Origin of the sequence: Spirosoma sp. KCTC 42546, assembly GCF_006965485.1 — a bacterium.
Lineage (GTDB): Bacteria > Bacteroidota > Bacteroidia > Cytophagales > Spirosomataceae > Spirosoma.
In genome coordinates, this window is the sequence record NZ_CP041360.1 from 2,702,844 (window position 1) to 2,721,845 (window position 19,002).

Annotated in this window: 10 protein-coding genes; 1 reads left to right on the forward strand and 9 read right to left on the reverse strand. The window is 48.0% G+C overall.

Annotated features, from left to right (window positions below; all coding sequences use genetic code 11):
* Positions 1–63: 63 nt before the first annotated feature.
* From EXU85_RS10805 to EXU85_RS10820, 4 genes are all read right to left on the reverse strand, one after another.
* Positions 64–2,682, reverse strand: a complete 2,619-nt coding sequence (locus EXU85_RS10805) for an ABC transporter permease (RefSeq protein ID WP_246859509.1) — start codon at positions 2,680–2,682, stop codon at positions 64–66.
* 127 nt (positions 2,683–2,809) lie between these two features.
* Positions 2,810–5,428 carry an ABC transporter permease gene (locus tag EXU85_RS10810; RefSeq protein ID WP_246859510.1) on the reverse strand — a complete coding sequence of 873 codons (2,619 nt, stop codon included), beginning with the start codon at positions 5,426–5,428 and terminating at the stop codon, positions 2,810–2,812.
* A gap of 2 nt (positions 5,429–5,430) precedes the next feature.
* Complete coding sequence (locus EXU85_RS10815; protein ID WP_142772095.1) at positions 5,431–8,043, reverse strand: ABC transporter permease; 2,613 nt, start codon at positions 8,041–8,043, stop codon at positions 5,431–5,433.
* Between the two features lie 110 nt (positions 8,044–8,153).
* Positions 8,154–8,492: a PadR family transcriptional regulator gene (locus EXU85_RS10820; protein ID WP_111350129.1), complete on the reverse strand. Its 339-nt coding sequence runs from the start codon at positions 8,490–8,492 to the stop codon at positions 8,154–8,156.
* Positions 8,493–8,911: 419 nt separating this feature from the next.
* Between EXU85_RS10820 and EXU85_RS10825 the strand changes: the two genes are divergently transcribed.
* Entirely contained in the window at positions 8,912–9,766 is an 855-nt protein-coding gene (locus EXU85_RS10825; RefSeq protein ID WP_142772096.1) for a sugar phosphate isomerase/epimerase, read from the forward strand.
* Positions 9,767–9,839: 73 nt separating this feature from the next.
* On the opposite strand, the gene EXU85_RS10830 is transcribed toward EXU85_RS10825, so the two are convergent.
* The 5 genes from EXU85_RS10830 to EXU85_RS10850 form a co-directional block, all read right to left on the reverse strand.
* Positions 9,840–10,295 carry a DUF4440 domain-containing protein gene (locus tag EXU85_RS10830; protein WP_142772097.1) on the reverse strand — a complete coding sequence of 152 codons (456 nt, stop codon included), beginning with the start codon at positions 10,293–10,295 and terminating at the stop codon, positions 9,840–9,842.
* Between the two features lie 15 nt (positions 10,296–10,310).
* Positions 10,311–12,971 carry an ABC transporter permease gene (locus tag EXU85_RS10835; protein WP_142772098.1) on the reverse strand — a complete coding sequence of 887 codons (2,661 nt, stop codon included), beginning with the start codon at positions 12,969–12,971 and terminating at the stop codon, positions 10,311–10,313.
* A 116-nt stretch (positions 12,972–13,087) separates the two neighbouring features.
* The gene (locus EXU85_RS10840) at positions 13,088–15,751 is read right to left on the reverse strand and encodes an ABC transporter permease (RefSeq protein WP_246859512.1); all 2,664 of its coding nucleotides are present in this window, start codon (positions 15,749–15,751) and stop codon (positions 13,088–13,090) included.
* An 85-nt stretch (positions 15,752–15,836) separates the two neighbouring features.
* Positions 15,837–18,515 (reverse strand): ABC transporter permease, encoded by a 2,679-nt coding sequence (locus EXU85_RS10845; RefSeq protein ID WP_246859513.1) that lies wholly within the window; start codon positions 18,513–18,515, stop codon positions 15,837–15,839.
* The gene (locus tag EXU85_RS10850) at positions 18,512–18,850 is read right to left on the reverse strand and encodes a PadR family transcriptional regulator (RefSeq protein WP_142772099.1); all 339 of its coding nucleotides are present in this window, start codon (positions 18,848–18,850) and stop codon (positions 18,512–18,514) included. Before EXU85_RS10850 ends, EXU85_RS10845 begins: the two co-directional genes overlap by 4 nt.
* Positions 18,851–19,002 lie beyond the last annotated feature (152 nt).

The following is a 19,002-nucleotide window of genomic DNA, read 5'->3' on the forward strand; positions in this document are numbered from 1 at the left end:
GGGGTGTGACCATGATCGTTCTGGGCATCATTCGTTATCCATTGTTCCTTATCCATTACGCACTTATTCTGACCGAAGGGAGCGAACCGGGTTCATTAATGCAGCTTTGATGCTTTGAAAACCGACTGTTGCCAGCGCAATCAGGACGGATAGCATACCGGCCAGCGCGAACATCCACCACTCAATGTCGATCTTGTAAGCAAAGCCCTGCAACCACTGATTCATTGCCCACCAGGCTAATGGCGACGCAATTAGAATGGCGATGGCAACTGGTTTTAGAAAGTCCTGCGAGAGTAGGCCAACAATACTACCAACCGATGCGCCCAGCACTTTGCGAACACCAATCTCTTTGGTGCGCTGCTCGGCAGTGAAGGTGGCCAATCCGAACAGGCCCAGGCACGAAATGAAAATGGCCAGAAAGGCAAAGTAATTCGAGAGCTGGCTCACAATCTGTTCGCTCTTGTATTGGCTGGCGTAGGCCTGGTCGGTGAACGAATAGGTGAATGGGAATTTGGGGTTCAACTTTTTGCATACGACTTCTAATTGGGCCAGTGTTTCTTTGGTTTTACCGGCTTCAATACGGATAATTACATTGCCTCCCTGTCGTCTTTTACCAGTGTTTAAGGTGGCAATAAGTGGTCGTATAGCCGTATGCAGGGATTGAAAATGAAAATCTTTCAAAACTCCGACGATCGTTCCCTTTCCATTTCCCCAGGTTACTGTTTTGCCGATCGGATTTTTGAAGCCCATAACTTTTAGAGCCGCTTCATTGATCAGAAAAGCAGCGGAGTCTGTTGGAAATGCTTTCGAGAAATCCCTCCCTTCTACTAGCTGGATATTCATTGCTTTGACAAAATCATAGCCAACACCAACGGGCGTAAATCGGACTTTGTCATTTGGATCAGACCCGGCCCAACTGATGCCTTCGGTTCCAGAACCATTAGAGGCCGGTTCTGCGGTCATGTGCGATACCTGCTTTATAGTCGGAACCTGCGAAAGCTCTTCTTTCAGGATGTCGTAGTTCTTTACCAAATCACCTTCCAGCGGAAAATAAATCAGGTTCTCCCGATCATAGCCTAGATTTTTGGATTGTACATACTCCACCTGTTTGTAGATGATAATCATGCCCACAATCAGGATGATCGACAACGCAAACTGAAAAACAACCAGCCCCTGACGAAGCCAGGTAGACTTTGTGTCAAACTTCAACGCACCTTTTAGTACTCGAACCGGGCTGAGCGATGACAGGAAAAAGGCAGGATAACTTCCAGCTAGTAAGCCCGTTATCAGCGTCAGGCCGAACAGTATCTCCCAGGAAGAAAGTGCGGCTATGGGTAAAATAATCTGTTTGCCCGTCAAACTATTGAACGCTGGCAGGAGTAAGGCCACGAATAAGATTGCCAGTACAACAGAGAAGATCGTCAGTAGAAATGCTTCGCCGATAAACTGCCCAATCAGCAAAAAACGAGCGGCTCCAATCACCTTCCGAACACCTACTTCTTTGGCCCGTTTGGCCGATCGGGCGGTGGCCAGATTCATGAAATTGACACAGGCGATGAGGAGAATAAACACGGCCACGATGGTGAACAGCCGCACATATTCGATACGTCCACCATCAATTTTGTCATTTTTGAAATTGCTATTCAGGTAGTATTCGTGGAAAGGCTGCATGGCCAGTTCCGTGTGAAACGGCTTGCCTTCGTCCCGATTAAACTTGTCGAGCAGATGCTTCATTTTGGCTTCTACTTTTGCGGGATTAGCCGGTATGCCGTTGCGGTCGGGGCGAAGCATGAAAAAGGTGAGTGGATCGGTGCTGTCCCAGCCTTTAGCCCATTGATTATCCTCCAGATACTCATCCCAGTTGCGCAGGCAATCGAATTGTAAGGTGCTGTTCTGCCCAAGGTTTTCAAAGACAGCTGTCACCAGTAAATCTTTGCGGTTATCAAACCGGATCGATTTGCCGATCGCTTTTTCGGGACTACCAAAAAACGTTTCGGCCATCGTTCGGGAAATCGCCAGACTATTGCGGTCTTTCAAGGCCGCTTCGGGCGTACCTTGCAGGAGTTTGTAGCTGAACATCTTGAAGAAATCAGCACTAGCCGCGTTAGTCGCCTGTTTATTCACTTTCGTACCAACCGAAAACGTTTGATTACTCACCCATTCATAAGGCGTTGCCATCTGGATTTCGGGAACCGATTTTTTCAATTCATCGGCCAGCGGACCGGGCGTCCAAATGACACCCTGTACTTTTCCGCTAAAAAACTCCCGCATATAAATGCGATATAACTGATTCTTATTAGCATGAAATGCATCGACGTTCAGTTCATCCTGCACCCACAGCATAATCAATAAGCTACAGGCCATACCCAGTGCGAGGCCGAGCATGTTAATGGCCGAGAACGTCTTGTTCTTGGCTAAATTTCTAAAAGCGATTTTGACATAATTCTGTAGCATGGTTGGGTTCATTAGATATGTTGTCGGATACTCTGTTGACTTTCGTTTCATCGCAAATGGTCTGATAAAGCCGATCACATCCCACCAGTAACGCCAGCGGGCCCGCTGTTCCCCAATGCGTTCGACCTGCCAGGCAAATTCCTCATGCAAATCCCCCTGCACCTCCTCCAGCCGATGAGGAGCGCAAAAGAAGCGGAGAAGTTGGTCAGCTAAGCGGGGTGGGGTCATAATGGATAATGTAAAATGGATAATGTAAAATGGATAATGGATAATGAAGTTCAGGGGGTATTTGTCGGTCGTATGGGTACAGGTAACATTCTACATTATTCATTCTACGTTATCCATTGAACTTTACTCATTCCGACCGAAGGGAGGTAACCGGATTCATCAAGGCGGCCTTCATACTCTGAAAGCCGACCGTTAGCAAAGCCAGGCCTATAGCCAGTATGCCAGCCAGGGCGAACAACCACCATTCAACAGCTACTTTATAAGCGAAATCGCGCAACCAGATATTGGCAGCCCACCACGCCAGGGGCGACGCAATCAGAATGGCAATCAGCACCAGTTTCACGAAGTCTTTGGAAAGCAGTGTAACGATACTACTGACTGAAGCGCCCAATACCTTCCGCACCCCAATTTCTTTAACCCGTTGTTCGGTCGTGAACGTCGTGAGCCCAAACAGGCCCAGGCAGGAAACCAGCATAGCCAATACGGAGAAATACAGGATGATTTGACCGGTTCGCTGTTCGGTCCGGTATTGCGTATCCAGGTCCTGGTCAATGAACCCATAACTAATGGGATAATTGGGCTCGTAGGTTTTGTACACGTCGGCTATATCAGCAAGGGTGCGTTGTACGGCGTTCGGTTTGGTTTTTATAAGCAGATCGAAGTAGAAGTCTTTCGGACGGAACCGGAAAATGAACGGTTCAATAGCTACTCGTAAGGGGCGAAAATGAAAATCCTTGAGTACCCCAATTACGGTGCCGGAAAGGCCCCAGAATTTAACCGTCTTCCCCAGCGCCGTTGTAGATGTCCAGCCCATTCGTTTGGCCGCTGTTTCATTGATCAGGTACCGCCCCTGGCTCGACGATGTATCCGATCGGATCTGTGCCGAGAAATTACGGCCAGAGGCCAGCGACATGCCAGTGGTTTTCATAAAATCGGCATCAACGTTCATCTGCGTGATCAGGAATTCATCCTTCGCTTTTTGTCCTTGCCACTCAATGGTGGTTGAATTGACAACGTCGATCAGATTACTGGTGGTTGCCGAAACCTGCGCAACACCCGGCAGCTGCTGGAGCTCCTGCTTGAACTGTAACGCTTTGCCCCTCAAATCGCCTTTTAGTCGGACATAGACCAACTGCGACTTATCGAATCCCAGGTTCTTATTTTGAATAAAGCTCAGTTGCCGATAAATGACCAGCATTGTAATTGCCAGAACAACAGACAGTACAAACTGCCCAACCACTAATGACTTCCGAAATGTTTGCCCCGACTTTATCGTAAAAACACCTTTTAGTACGCGCGCAGGCCGAAAGGATGATAGAAAAAAAGCCGGATACAAACCCGTAAGCAGACTCACGATCAAGGTTATGGCCGTCAAGACTGCCCAGAAGTAGGGTTCCTGATAGGGTAACTGGAGATTTTTATCTGTTAAGGTATTGAATACGGGAAGAAAAGCCTGCATCAACAGGAGTGATCCGGCAATGGCAATACTCGTCATGAGTAACGATTCGCCCAGAAACTGAACGATCAGGCTTGATCGTTGTGCGCCAACTGTTTTGCGAACGCCTACCTCACGCGCCCGTTGCGAGGCCCGCGCTGTAGCCAGGTTGATGAAGTTGACAACCGCAATTAGCAGCACAATAAGACCAACCGTCAGAAAAATCCGAACATACAGGATATCACTGCGTTTCCCCCAGTCGGATTGAAAGTCAAATTTGGAGTTTAAATAGACGTCCCGGAGCGGTTGCAGACTCAGAACTGCATCGTTTTTATCGGCATATCGTTTTAGCTGGAGTCGGATTTTCTCGTCAAAAGCAACCGGATTCGTTTCTGGACGTAAACGGATATACGTATGGTAGCTGTTGCTATTCCACTTCATGCTCCACTCGTCGTTGCGGATCAGGTAGTTGAAGGGTAGCAATACATCGAACTGAAGTTGGGAGTAGGCGGGCGGGTTTTTAACTACGCCAACCAGGGTCAGTATCTGGTCTTTATTGAGTGAAAACGGTTTGCCCACTATAGGTGCCTTCGACCAGTTTTTGCCGAAGAAACGCTCAGCCATCGACTCACTGATGATTACTTCATTCGGACTTTGAAAGACTTTATTGACATTACCCCGCACCAGCGGAAACGTAAACAGGCTGAAAAATGACGGGTCCACAATCATCATATTGGCAGCTTCGGCAATCTGATTACCCTGCGCCAATATGCCACTCCAGCGCCCAACACGGGTCGTTGCCAGAACCTCCGGGAAGTCTTTTGTCAATGTAGCCGCCAGTGGGCCCGGCGTGACGGCTACATTGAAAAGTCCTTCTGCCTGTTTCTGTTTTTCAACAACACGATAAATAGTCTCGTACTGGTGATGGAATCGGTCGTAGGTAAGTTCGTCCTGAATATACATCCCAATAGCCAGGCAACAGGCAAGGCCAATGGATAGGCCAGCCACATTGATACCAGAATACACCTTATTTTTCCAAAGGCTCCGTACTGCGATTTTCAAATAACTGGCCAGCATATCGGGATGAAGTGAAAAGGTGGAAGAATCGTGTTTATGTTTTGTCGCAAATGGTTTTATAAATCCTAGTACATCTCGCCAGTAGCGCCAGCGGGCCCGTTGCTCACCAATGCGCTCGACCTGATAGTCGAACTCCTCATGGAGGTCGCCCAGGGTTTCTTCCAGCAGGTGGGGCGCTATGAACCATTCCAGGAGTCGGTCGGCTAAGGGGGGCGGTTGGAAATCTGACTTCATATCTACTCGCTGCGAAGACTTTTCACCGGATTGACCAAAGCCGCCTTAATACTTTGAAAACTCACCGTGAGCAGTGTAATAACCAATGTACCTACGCCGGTTAAGGCAAAAACCCACCAGGCAATCGTGGTATGATAGGTATAGGCCTGGAGCCATTTGTTCAGCATGTAATAAGCGATTGGGGCGGCTATGCCAAGCGCAATCAGTACCAGGGCTACGAAGTCTTTTGAGAGCAAACTCCAGAGGTTCAGCACCGATGCCCCCAGCACTTTACGGACACCAATTTCTTTGGTACGCTGCTCGGCCATAAACGAAGCCAGCCCAAAAATGCCGAGGCACGAAATAAATATGGCCAGTGCTGCAAAAATCGAGGCCAATGTGCCAATGCGTTCTTCGCTGCGAAACTTCTGATCGTACTCGTCATCCACAAACGTGTAGTTGAACGGTGCATCGGGCAGGTGCTCCTTCAAGACCTCGCCGATGGTTGCCAGGGCTGCCTGTGGACTACGGGCGGGGTTGAGTCGCATGGTCAGGAATTTGCCGGGTTTCGGGCCGATGAAAAAGACCGATGGTTTGGCAGGTTCGTAGGGAGAATCCATCACCATATCCTGAATCACACCAATGACGTGAAAGCTGACATTGAAGCCGTTTCCATTCCAGGTAATGGTTTTGCCGAGGATATCCTTCATACCTATAAATGCCACTGCCGATTCATTCAGGACTATACCCAGCGAGTCGGAAGCCAGTTTTCTGGAGAAATCGCGCCCCTGTCTGAACGTCCAGCCAACCGTTTTACCAAACTCATGCGATATGCCAACCGTCCCAAAATTGATCTGTAGCGTTGGGTCTTTGCCCGCCCAGTTAAAGCCGCCATTGGTTGACCGAACTTCTGTTAGCGGACTGGCCGATTCGCCCACGTCGAGTACCGCCCCCGATCTGATTAACTCATTTCGAACAGTTTCCCGGTTTTGCTCGTAATGAGGGACGTTCAAAGGGAGCGAAATAAGCCCATCGCGACTGTAGCCAATGGGGCGGTTTTTCGCGAATTGAATCTGCCGGTAAACAATCAGCGTACCCATAATCAGCGTGATCGAGACCGCGAACTGAAAAACAACCAGTACCCGCCGGGGTGTTGCAATACCTTTGCCGACTTGTATGGCTCCCTTTAGGACGGCAATGGGCCTAAACGACGATAGATAGAGGGCCGGATAGCTACCGGCAATGAGTCCAGTCAACAAGGCAAACCCCAACCCGATTGCCCAGAAGAGTGGGTTCAGAAAAGGAACGGTCATTTGCTTGTCGGCAACCTGATTGAAGAGCGGCATCACTAGAAATATCAGCACGATGGCCACCCCATAGGCGAGTGCAACAACCAGCAGAGATTCACCAAAGAACTGCACCACCAGCTCCTGCCGACGGGAGCCAATGGCTTTACGAATGCCCACTTCTTTGGCTCGATTGACGGAGCGGGCCGTACTCAGGTTCATAAAGTTGATACAGGCCAGCAGCAAAACGAATAGACCAATGATGCCAAACAACCAGACAAACTGAATTCGACCACCTTCGTTGAGCCCATTTTTCCAGTCTGAATACAAATGCCAGCGCGACATTGGGTATAGGAGCACTTCGGGTTTCTGAGCCGGATCTACATTGGTTTTACCAACGAGCAGGTTCCTGACCGACGCTGATGCATCGGCGACGCTGACTGACGGAGCCAGTTCAACGAAAATTTCAAATGAGGTGTTGGTCCAGTCATCTTTGGCTTCGTTGATCCAGTCGGTCGACGCGGTATACAAGTCCCAGGGAGCAATGAACTGCACATCGGCAAAACTACTCCCGGCGGGCATATCTTCGTAGACACCCGTAACGTTGACGGTCATCGAATTATCAATCGTTAAGGTCTTATGCAGGGGATTAACATTCCCAAACAGGGCCTTCGCCAGCGACTCCGACAGAAGAATGGATGCTGGTTCGGTTAGCCCCGCCCGACTGCCCTGGCGCATCGTCAGTGAGAGCATCTCGGGGGCTTCAGGCGTCATGAATTTGCCACTTTTCGAAAATACCTGATCCGACAGGGTGATGGTGTGTAAGCTGGTCCACCAACCTATGACAACATGCTTAAAGTTGCTCCCATAGGTAGTTTTCAGGCTTTGTTCCATCGGAATCGGCATGCCAGGTCTGGTACCTACTTCGCCATTAACCGTTCGATTTCGCATGACTTGTGCTATACGGTCGTAGTGCTGAAATGATTTATTGACCGACAGCTCATCATAGATCCACAAGCCAATCAGCATGGACACGGTCATGCCCACGGCTAATCCGCCAATATTGATAAAGGAATACCCTTTGTTTTTGACCAGGGTGCGAAAGGCGATTTTGAGATAGTTTCTGAACATCGTAGTCGTTGGGATAGAATAGATCGGTTTAGGTCGGCAGACAAAGCGGGGTTTGAGAAAACCCAACACATCCCACCAGTAGCGCCAGCGTGCCCTACGCTCGCCAATACGTTCCACTTGCCAGGCAAACTCTTCCTGTAAATCACCCTGTACCTCTTCCAGCTTGTGAGAAGCACAGAAGAAGCGAAGTAAGGAGTCTGCTAAGCGAGGTGGGGTCATAATGGAGAATGAATGATGTACAATGGATAATCAGAGGGTAATAACTCATTGTCAATGAGTAGGATCTTTCTTTGGCCATTATTCATTGATCATTATCCATGTTACATTATTTATAAGCTGATGGCTGGATTGAATGGGTCCGGCATCCGGGTCCATAAATTCACCCGCACATCCTGAATTTCCTGCAGCGTTCGCCGACCATAGGCCGTAACCGTAAATAGCCGCTTCCGACGACCACCCCGTTCGGCCGTGGGTTCACCCATTTCGGATTTTACCATGCCTTTGTCTTCCAGTCGTTGCAGAGCCGCGTGAATCTGGTTCAGCCGAACTGAGCGTCCCGTTTGCTCAATGATTTCGTGCGTAAGCGCTACGCCATACGCCTGTCCTTCCATCACAGCAACGGTTAGCAGAACGATCTCTTCGAACTCGCCCAAATAGCTTCGTTTCATGGCCATCAATTAGTTCTATGTTTGCTGAGCAAATGCTTTGCCAATACTGGAAAAGTGCCCTGATGAGGCTATTTGGCACTTTTTAAGAAGAAGGATAAAAGCTTATTGTCCAGATTCGGACAGAATCTGTACGGTTTGGGACAAGGCTCAAACAGGCTCCGGCATCCTGATTAAAGTCATAAGTCCACCTATATTTAGTTCCTAAAGGTGTTTAGTATACAGTTCGATTCAGCGGTTATTCAACTCAATGAGGGGCTTTGCTCTAGTCTCTCCCCTAGGTACTGTCTCCTGTTCCCCGGTGGTACGCCAGCCGGTCGCAAAGCCAAGCGAGAACGGAATGAGTATTTCGCTAAAGTCCTACGCGAATAGGTAAAGCAGATTCCGCTCGTCCTTTTGTCGAAAAACAATAGATCTCTGCTATGAAACATCTGACAAAATTCCTGCTCTGCGGGTTATTGCTTTCGATAAATGCCGTTCCCCTGTTGGCACAGAAAGGACCCGAAGACAAAGCGGGCTGGAAACTAGGCTCTCAAGCCTACTCATTCCGGTTATTCACCTTTGCCGAAGCACTTCGTAAAATAGACAGTTGCGGCCTGAAATACGTGGAGGCTTTTCCGGGTCAGACCATTGGTGGGGGCGTAGACGGTAAAATGGATTTTTCGATGGATGCCGCTACGCGTCAGGCGGTCAAGAAACTGATTAAAGACAAGGGGCTTACGGTAGTGGCTTACGGTGTCGTTAATCCAAAAACCGACGACGAATGGAAGACGTTATTTTCGTTTGCCAAGGATATGGGCATTCTGAACATCAACTCCGAACCCACACCGCAGCAAATGCCGCTGGTTCGTAAACTGGCTGATGAATACAAAATTAACGTAGCGCTACATAATCACCCCAAACCATCGCGTTACTGGCATCCCGATACGGTGCTGGCAGCTATCGGCAACAGCAAATACGTGGGTTCTTGCTCTGATCTTGGTCACTGGGTTCGGTCGGGACTTGACCCAATCGAGTGCCTGAAAAAGCTGAACGGTCACGTACTGGGCATGCACTTCAAGGATGTGAAAAAAGATACCCCCGATGGTAAATACCACGACGTGGTCTGGGGAACAGGCGATTGTAAAATTGAACAGGTTATCACCGAACTAAAACGCCAGAAGTTCAAAGGCCCGATCTCGGCAGAGTACGAGTATCATTGGGAAAACAACGGCCCCGAAATAGCCGAAAGCGTAAAGAACTTCCGGGAGATTTATAACCGGGTGAAGGTGCAGTAAAGCAAGGGACAGGGGGCTTGGTGCAGGGTAAACCGCTATCTGATTTACCCTGCGCCGAGCCCCTGCCCCTTGCTTACTTTACAGAATTATCCATATCGGCAGCAATCAGCCAGCGACCATCGGCACCTTTGCGCAAGGCGAGAATGAATTTACCAATGTCGGTGCCCGTTGCTGTGGCACGATAGGCTCCAATGATATAACCGACCGAACCACTTTGGGCAAAGGATAAAGCCCGCAATGAAAGGGGGCTTCCTGCTGATCTGCTATAAGCCAATTGTAGGTTTTTATGTCCTTGAATGGCAGGGCGGTTGGGCTGCATGACAAAGCCATCCGGTGTAAATAAAGACACGAGTTTCTCCGTATTATTGGCTTGCCATTCGCGTTCATAATCACGCAGCACCCGATCAACGTCGGGTGGAAGCGTTACGGACGGCAAGGCGTCTGTTGGTGGAAAAGCCGTCTTCGGCTGCTGAGCCATCGATTTAATTGCCAGACAAAACAGGCAGAGAATTACGCAGATTGGTTTCATAGAGAATGGTCGGTGTTATTCAGACCGAAGTGATTTAACCGGATTCGTCAATGCCGCTTTAATGCTTTGAAAGCCAACGGTTAGTAAAGCGATCAAAACGGCCAGCATGCCTGCCAGGGCAAACACCCACCACTCAAGGTCAACCTTGTAGGCAAAGTCCTTCAGCCATTGGTTCATGCCCCACCAGGCAATAGGGGAAGAAATTACCAGGGCAATAATAACCAGCGTCAAAAAGTCTTTCGAGAGTAGCGCTACGATGCTGCCTACCGATGCCCCCAGCACTTTCCGGACACCAATTTCTTTCGTCCGCTGCTGTGCCGTAAACGTTGCCAACCCAAACAAGCCCATACATGAGATCAGGATCGCAATAGCCGTTGCTGTGTTGACAAGCTGCCCGGTTTTCTGCTCTTTTTCATAGAGTCTGGCAATGGAGTCATCCAGAAAAGTATAGTCAAATTTATTGTCGGGATATACGGACTGCCATTGTTGTTCGATGCTAGCCAGCGTTGCTTTTATATCGCTGAGCTGACCACCTTTCGCTGCTAGTTTAACACCGATATTTTTTGCCTGTCGAGGCATGTAGCTGATGAAGACCGGGCTAATTTTTTCGTGAAACGATTGCTCATGGAAATCGGCTACGACACCAACAATAGGATACGGTTTGCCCTGAAATTCGACGAGCTGATTGACGGCATCGGCAGGTTTTTTAAAGCCTAACGCTTTGGCATAGGTAGCGTTGACGACGATCTCCCGGAGAGAGTCACTTTTCATATAATTTCGGCCGGCCAGTAACCGGAGCTTATAAAGCGGAATGAAGTTCTCATCGCCCACCTTCGCCGACACATCCATTTCGATGTTCTTCTTGCCCCGATAGTTGAGCTTGGTTACCATATAGGCCTGTCCCATGGGCGGAAACCACTGCAACGTGGCCCGTTCAACACCAGATAACTGTTTGATTTTCTGGGCTAATACAAGACTTTTATCATCGTGCCGGGTATGAACCTCAATAACGGCATCGGTCGAAAAACCCAGGTCTTTGTTGCGCATAAAGTTGAGCTGACGGGTTACCATGAGCGTTCCAATAATGAACACGAGTGATACCGTGAACTGAAACACAATCAATGCTTTTCGCAAATACCCTTTCTGTCCGCCAGTCAAGTTAGTTTGGCCTTTTAAGGTTAAGGCTGGTACGTACGAAGACAAGACCCAGGAGGGATAGAGGCCGGAAAGGAGTGAGGTGGTCACCGTAACAGCGGCTAAGAAAATCAGTGTTTGCCAACTGAACAGATCGAACGTTAATCCCTGAGGGGTCAGCGACTGAAAGACTGCGAGTATCGGATTGACGAGGGCTAACGAAATCAATACGGCTATAAATGTCAGAAAAGCCGTTTCGCTCAGGAACTGGAAAATCAGGTTGGCCCGGCTACTTCCCATCACCTTGCGAATGCCCGTTTCCTTCGCCCGCTGTACCGACTGCGCCGTCGATAAATTGATGAAGTTGATGGCGGCAATCAACAAAATAAAACCGGCAATTGCCATCAAGCCGTAAAGCGTAGGCAAATGCGCTTTGCGGGAGTAATTGTCATTGTAATCGTCGTTAAAATGAAGATCGGAAAGTGGTTGTAAGGCGGGCGTAAATTTCAGGTCCATGTCCTTCGTGAAATGCGCTTTGCTAAACCGGCTGAATTGGGCGGTGAGTTGATCGGGCGTGGTTCCCTGCGGAAGTTTGACGAATGCCTGCGAGGCCGACCAGATGTCGTTCCATTGACTGAGGTCAATATCGCGCTTAAGCTGGCTGGCCTGAATGGTAGCGAACGAAATGAAATCCGTAAAGACAAAATCACTTGGCTTTGTCCAGTCCTGCACAATTCCAGCTACTGTAACGCGTACGGAATCCTGATAAATTACTTCTTTCCCAATGATCTTCTCCAATGGTAAATCGCCAAAATAGGTGCGGGCTTTCCGCTCCGAGAGTACCAGCTTGAAGGGCTCGTTTAAGGCAGTTTTAGGATTGCCAGCCAGCCATTTGTAGGTGAAAATGTCGAAATACTGCGGCTCGACCACTATGATTTCATCGTGCTTTTTGCCTTCAAACCGCGCTGGCTTATCCTTGCCATTGGGTACGAGGACATCTGAGGAAATATTATGAAAAGCGGCAACCGTCTCTATGCCCGCAATCTCTTTTCGAATCGCTCCGGGAACGGCATTGGGCACAAAGCCTACCAGATGTTTTTCGCCCGACTTCCCGTATTGCGACTCACCCACCAGCCGGTAAATACGGTCGCTCTCGGGGTGGAACGTGTCATAACTCAGTTCGAAATTAGTGATAAGGTAAATAACCAGGCAGGCCGTTACGCCCAGCGTAAGGCCAAACAGATTAATCAACGAACTGACCTTGTGTTTGATCAGGTTGCGAATCGAGGTTTTGAAATAGTTGCGTAGCATAAGCGGGTTCAGTAAACCAGGTGAAGAATAGTGCTGCGATTGTCGTTTGAGAGCAAACGGACGGACGAAGCGTAATACGTTAAGCCAGTATCGCTGGTTTGCGCGTTGGATACCCACATCCCCTACATCCCGAACGAATCGCTCATACAAATCGCCCTGCACTTCCTCCAGCAGGTGAGAAGCGCAGAACCATTCGAGTAAACGGTCGGCTAAAGGGGGCGGTGTTTTCATGATGGATAATGTTCAATGGATGATGGATAATGAATAATGTAAATGGATAATGGAACACTGGTCATTTAGCGATCATAGGGAACTCAGATCATTATCCATTTTACATTATTCATTATTTATTCCGACCGAAGGGAGGTAACTGGATTCATCAGGGCGGCTTTTATACTTTGGAAGCTTACCGTGAGCAAGGCTGTACTGAGTGCCAGCAAACCCGCCAGCACAAAGACCCACCACTCAATCGAAACCTTGTAGGCAAAATCATGGAGCCACTGGTTCATGCCATACCAGGCAATGGGTATCGCGATCAGATTCGCTACCAAAACCAGACGTACAAACTCTCTGGAAAGCAGGGCTACAATGCTCGGTACAGATGCGCCTAACACCTTTCGGATACCAATCTCTTTGGTCCGTTGTTCGGCTGAGAACGCAACCAGTCCGAACAAGCCTAAACAGGCAATCATAATGGCGATCAGCGTGAAATACAGGACTATGCTGGACGTTCGCTGTTCTTTTTCGTAATTCCGTTGAAAATCCTGGTCGAGAAATGAATACGAAAAGGGCGTATCTGGGTTTATCTTTTTCCAGGATTGCTCCATGTCGGCCAAGAGTTTAGTATACTCTTTTGGTTGCACACTGGCGATAAAATAGTGGTGTTTATCCCCAATCGTGGTCGTTAATCCATATGGTTTTATTTCCTGATGTAGACTCTCGTAGTTAAAATTCTTGACCACCCCCACAATCTGCATAGGGTGGCGCACATTCTGCCATTCGAAGTAGATAGTCTTCCCGACAGCCGTTTTAGGATCATAGCCTAATTGGTTGAGCGCTACCTCGTTGAGAATGATACTCGTTGAATCGGCGGTGAAGTTTTTCGAGAAAGCCCGGCCGTACAGGAGTTTAAAGCCCAGCGTTTCGACATAGTCGTTCTCGACCGTTGCAAAATTTATATCTACGGCCTCATGGACAGATTTCCCCTCCGCATAAAAAAGCAGATCATTATCGCTCGGAATGCCGGGGTACGTGGACCCGCTCGCTGCCGAAATCACGTTCGGATTCTTAAGGATTTCATCCTTGAACGCAGCATAATTCGTAGTCGCCTGATTACTCTGAAGGGGTATAACAATTTTCTGGCTTTTCGTAAAGCCCAGGTGTTGATTTTGAACGAAGGCTAATTGCTGCCAGATGACGATCGCTCCTAAAATCAAAACGATCGAGACTGTAAACTGAAAAACCACCAGGCCTTTGCGGAGCGCCGTTGCCGAAATACTGTTAACGAGCTTCCCCTTAAGTACGGTGATTGGCCTGAATGACGAGAGGTAAAACGCAGGGTATAAGCCAGATAACAAGCCCGTCAGGAGTGTTATGGCCGCAATCCATATAACAAAAATAGGATTCTGGAAAAGGGCTAAGTTCTTTTGCGTAAGGCCATTAAAGACAGGCAGCAGGAGTTGAATAAACCCCAGCGCCAGACAAAGAGCCAAGATGGACATGAGCAATGATTCGCCCAAAAACTGGCCTATCAACGAGGCACGAATAGCCCCCATTGCTTTCCGAATGCCCACTTCCTTTGCCCGCTTTTCGGAGCGAGCCGTCGACAGATTCATGAAATTGATACAGGCAATCAGCAGCAAAAAGGCGGCTATTGAGCCAAAGACGTACAGATACGTCAGGCTCCCGTTCGCCGAAATCTCATTATCCAGGTTAGAGGTTAGATAGATGTCTGGTACAGCCTGGAGCGTTAGCTCCTTAGAAACCCCTAAGGCCTTTAAATCGGCGGCCCCATGCCGGTTCAAGAAGGCGGGTAGTTTTGCTTCGAAGGCCTCGGCATTCACGCCATCCTTCAGTTTAATATAGGTGTAGAAAATATTATTTGTCGCCCAGTTTTTTTGCTGACTCACCCAATTGCCAATATCGCCATTCTGCATCGAGAGGAAAAAATGGGCATCAATATGCGATTTGTTTTTATCGCTAAATACTCCACCAACGGTATAGTTATAATCGCCGAATGGGAGCCCAATGTTGATGACTTTGCCAACTGGGTTTTCCTTGCCGAAGAGTTTGCTGGATAAAGTTTCAGAGATAACGAGCGTGTTTGGTTGATTGATGGCTTTTCGCGGATTCCCATATGTAAACGGATACGTGAATAGCTCGAAAAAGGTGGAATCCACATAATAGCCGTTGGTTTCAAAAAACTGCTTTTGCTGGTGGTTATGCGTATACCGCAACAGCATCTTGTCCATGTTCGGCACCTTCAATAGCCGGGTGGCCTGCTCAACTTCCGGGAAGTCGTTTTTCAGGCCCAGAGCCGTAGGTGCCGCTGTTGCTGCCCAATGCTCCTGTTTTGTATCTGTGGCTACCCGATAGAGCCGGTTAGCGTCTGTATGATGTTTATCGTAACTAAGTTCATCAAAAACATACAGGGTAATCAGCAGACAGGTGGCCAGGCCCACGGCTAATCCAAAAATGTTGATGGCTGAATACACCTTGTTTTTAACGAGGTTCCGCCAGGCGATTTTAACATGATTACTCAACATAACAGGGTTTATAAAGAATGGTGATGAATACTCCCCGCGACGGCGGACCGTTGGTTGGCGTTTGAGAGCAAAGGGGCGTACGAAGCGCAGCACGTTGCCCCAGTATCGCCGGTTGGCGCGTTGGATACCCACGGCCCGCACATCGCGCCCAAACCGCTCGTGTAAATCGCCCTGCACTTCTTCCAGCAAATGCGGAGCACAAAACCATTCCAGCAGGCGGTCGGCCCAGCGGGGCGGTGTTACCATAGTGAATAATGTAAACTGTAAAATGAATAATGGACGATGAATTCAGTGGTATTTAATTAGTTATTCATTAGGCATTATCCATTCTTCATTCCGACCGAAGGGAGGCTACCGGATTGATCATGGCGGCTCGTAAGGACTGCCAGCTAACGGTTAAAAATGCTATGGAAATGGCTATGAAAGCCGTGACCAGAAATACCCATACACTCATGTTGACACGATACGGATAATTCTTGAGCCATTCGTCCATGGCATACCAGGCGGCCGGGAAGGCAAAAATGAACGAGATAGAAACCAGTTTCAGGAAGTCGGTTGATAGTAACTGGACAATACTCGGAACGGAGGCCCCTAACACTTTACGAATGCCAATTTCTTTGGTACGCCGTTCTGCCGAAAGGGTTGCTAACCCAAATAGACCAATGCACGAAATGAAAATGGTGAGGATAGCCCCAAAGAGCATCATTTGTTTCCACTTAGCTTCCGACTCATAGCGTTTCAGGTTTTCCTGATCCATAAATTTGTACGAATAGGGATTGAGTGGGAATAGCTTTTTAAAGACTTTTTCGATGTGCTGAAGGCTCGCCGTTTCGGTATTGGGCTTGATTTTGATAAATGCCTTACCATATTCATTAGCCGCTTTCATTGTAAATAATTGCGGCTTTATTTCCTGACTTAAGGAGGCAAAATGGTGGTCTTTTACCACGCCAATTACGTGATATTTTTCGTTTTTAAACCAAAAGTCAACGACTTGGCCCAGTGGATTTTTCCAGCCTGCTTTTTTAACAAATGTTTCATTGACCAGTACCGACTGCGACGAATCTGATGGGAAGGCGGTTGAGAAATTTCGCCCTTTTAAAACTGGTATCTTAAAGAGAGGAAGGTAGGTTTCATTAACGGTTTCGTAGGCAAAACTCAATTGCGTTTCGCCATTTATTTTAGCCACCGTACCCCAAAATCCACCATTTTTGGGCGCAACATCTAGTATGTTCTGGTCTTTTAGTAATTCTTCTTTTAAGAGTTTTACTTCACTACGTTTTAAGTTCGATTTGTCTATAACCACCAGATTTTTGTCGTCATACCCCAAATCTTTACTGGTCAGATAGTTGAACTGTGAATAAATAGTAAGGGAAGCAATTATTAGAAAAGAAGCCAGCGTGAATTGTAAGACAACCAATGATTTTTGCAGATAATTTTTGCCGGAAAGATTGAAGCGGCTATACAGTGTTTGAACAGGATTGTAACCCGATAAAACAAGGGCCGGGTAAAATCCAGACAGTAAGCTTGTGACAATAAACAGGATGATGTAGCCCGCCACCAGTTTTGCATCGAACAAATAAGAAAGTGACAAGGCTTTGTTTGCCAGTTGATTAAAGGTTGGTAACGCCAGTTCGATCAGGACGATGGCAAATAAAAAGGCAGCAAAACAAAGCAGGAACGACTCACCCAGAAACTGCATGATGAGTTGAGCCCTGGCCCCACCAACTGCTTTCCGCACACCAATTTCTTTAGCCCGCTTTAAGGAGCGAGCCACCGTCAAATTGACAAAATTGATGCAGGCAATAAGCAGAATGAATAAGGCAATGCCTGATAAGATATACGAAAAAGTAGGATTGCTTTCGTCGACAAGACCGTTGCTGGCTGGTAGCTCTTTGCTTAGGTGCATGTCGGTAAACGGCTGGAGCGAATACACCGTTTTGTTGGTGATGCCAAATTTTTTAGCTACTGATTTAATACTCTCCTGTGCATCAGCCACATAAACTTGATTCATTTTAGCCTCTACTGCCTTCAGATTAGCATTAGGGCTTAGAATGACGAATGTATTCATGAACACACTGAACCAGTTTTCGTTGTCCGCCATATCTTCAGCCTTGACCTCTATAGGCATGAGCACATCAAATTTGATGGACGAATTTTGCGGACATTTTTTGGCTACTCCTGTTACCGTGTACGGTTCAAATTTGTCGCCTTCTTTAAAGAATAGTATTTTGCCAAGCGCGTTTGTTGTCCCGAAATTTTTATCGGCTAATTCTTCCGAAATAACGACCGATTTTGGGCTCTTTAAAGCGGATTTAGGATCACCGCTTAGTAGCGGAAACGAGAATATCGAGAAGAAACTGGAATCTGCGAAATAGGCCGTCTGACTTTTTACTTCATTGCCTTGTTTTAGATCTTTCCGGTTTTCCTGATAGCGAACAAAAGATATTATTTCTGGAACACCCGCCTGGAATTTTGGGCCGGGAAAAATACCCGTGTAAGGTTGCTGATTTTCAACGATACCAGCTGGCGTTACTGATTTGCTGGTAATGCGGTAAATAAATGGATTATGCGCATGAAAGCGATCATAGCTGACTTCATCTTTCGTGTACAGCATAATCAACATGGCTGCGGCCAATCCAATGCTCAGCCCAATAATATTAATGGCCGAATAGGCTTTGTTTCGGGCCAGGTTTCTGAAGGCGATTTTGAGATAGTTCTGGATCATGTCGGTACTGAATAAGGAAAGTGATGGGTATTGTTCAGACCGCTGGGCGGTTGGTTTTCGTTTCAGAGCAAAGGGGCGTATAAACCGTAGTACATTGGCGCTATACCGCTGATTGGCTTTTTTAGCGCCCATTCGATGCACATCCCGCCTATAGCGCTCGTATAAATCGCCCTGCACTTCTTCCAGCAAATGCGGAGCGCAAAACCATTCCAGCAGGCGATCCGCCCAGCGAGGTGGTTGTGGCTGGAATGCCTCCGTTGGGCCGCTGGTGCGGAGCGTTCTCATAAGCTGATAGCAGGTAAGGCATTGGGCGAAATCGAATTCCACAGTTGATCCCGCATGGCCCGAATATCGTGTAGTGCACGGCTACCAAGGGCCGTGACCGTAAACAGGCGTTTGCGACGCCCACCACGCTCGGCCGTAGCATCGCCCATGTGCGATTTGAGCATGCCTTTTTCTTCGAGTCGATGCAGAGCAGCATGAACAGCACTGATACTAACCGAGCGCCCCGTTTGCCGATCCAGTTCATCGGTAATCGCAACGCCATAAGCCGCATCGTTCAGGACTGCAACCGTTAGTAAAACGATTTCTTCAAACTCGCCTAAGTATGTTCGTTTCATAACTCAAAGGATAAAATCAACTTTTGTAGAACAAATGCTTTGCCAATCCGTGAAAAGGCCATTTCAAGCTTAACAAGGGCTGTTTAACGAAATGGCTCTGTCCGAAATCGTACACTTTTTGTCCGATGGTGAACAGGGTGGATTCGTGAGGT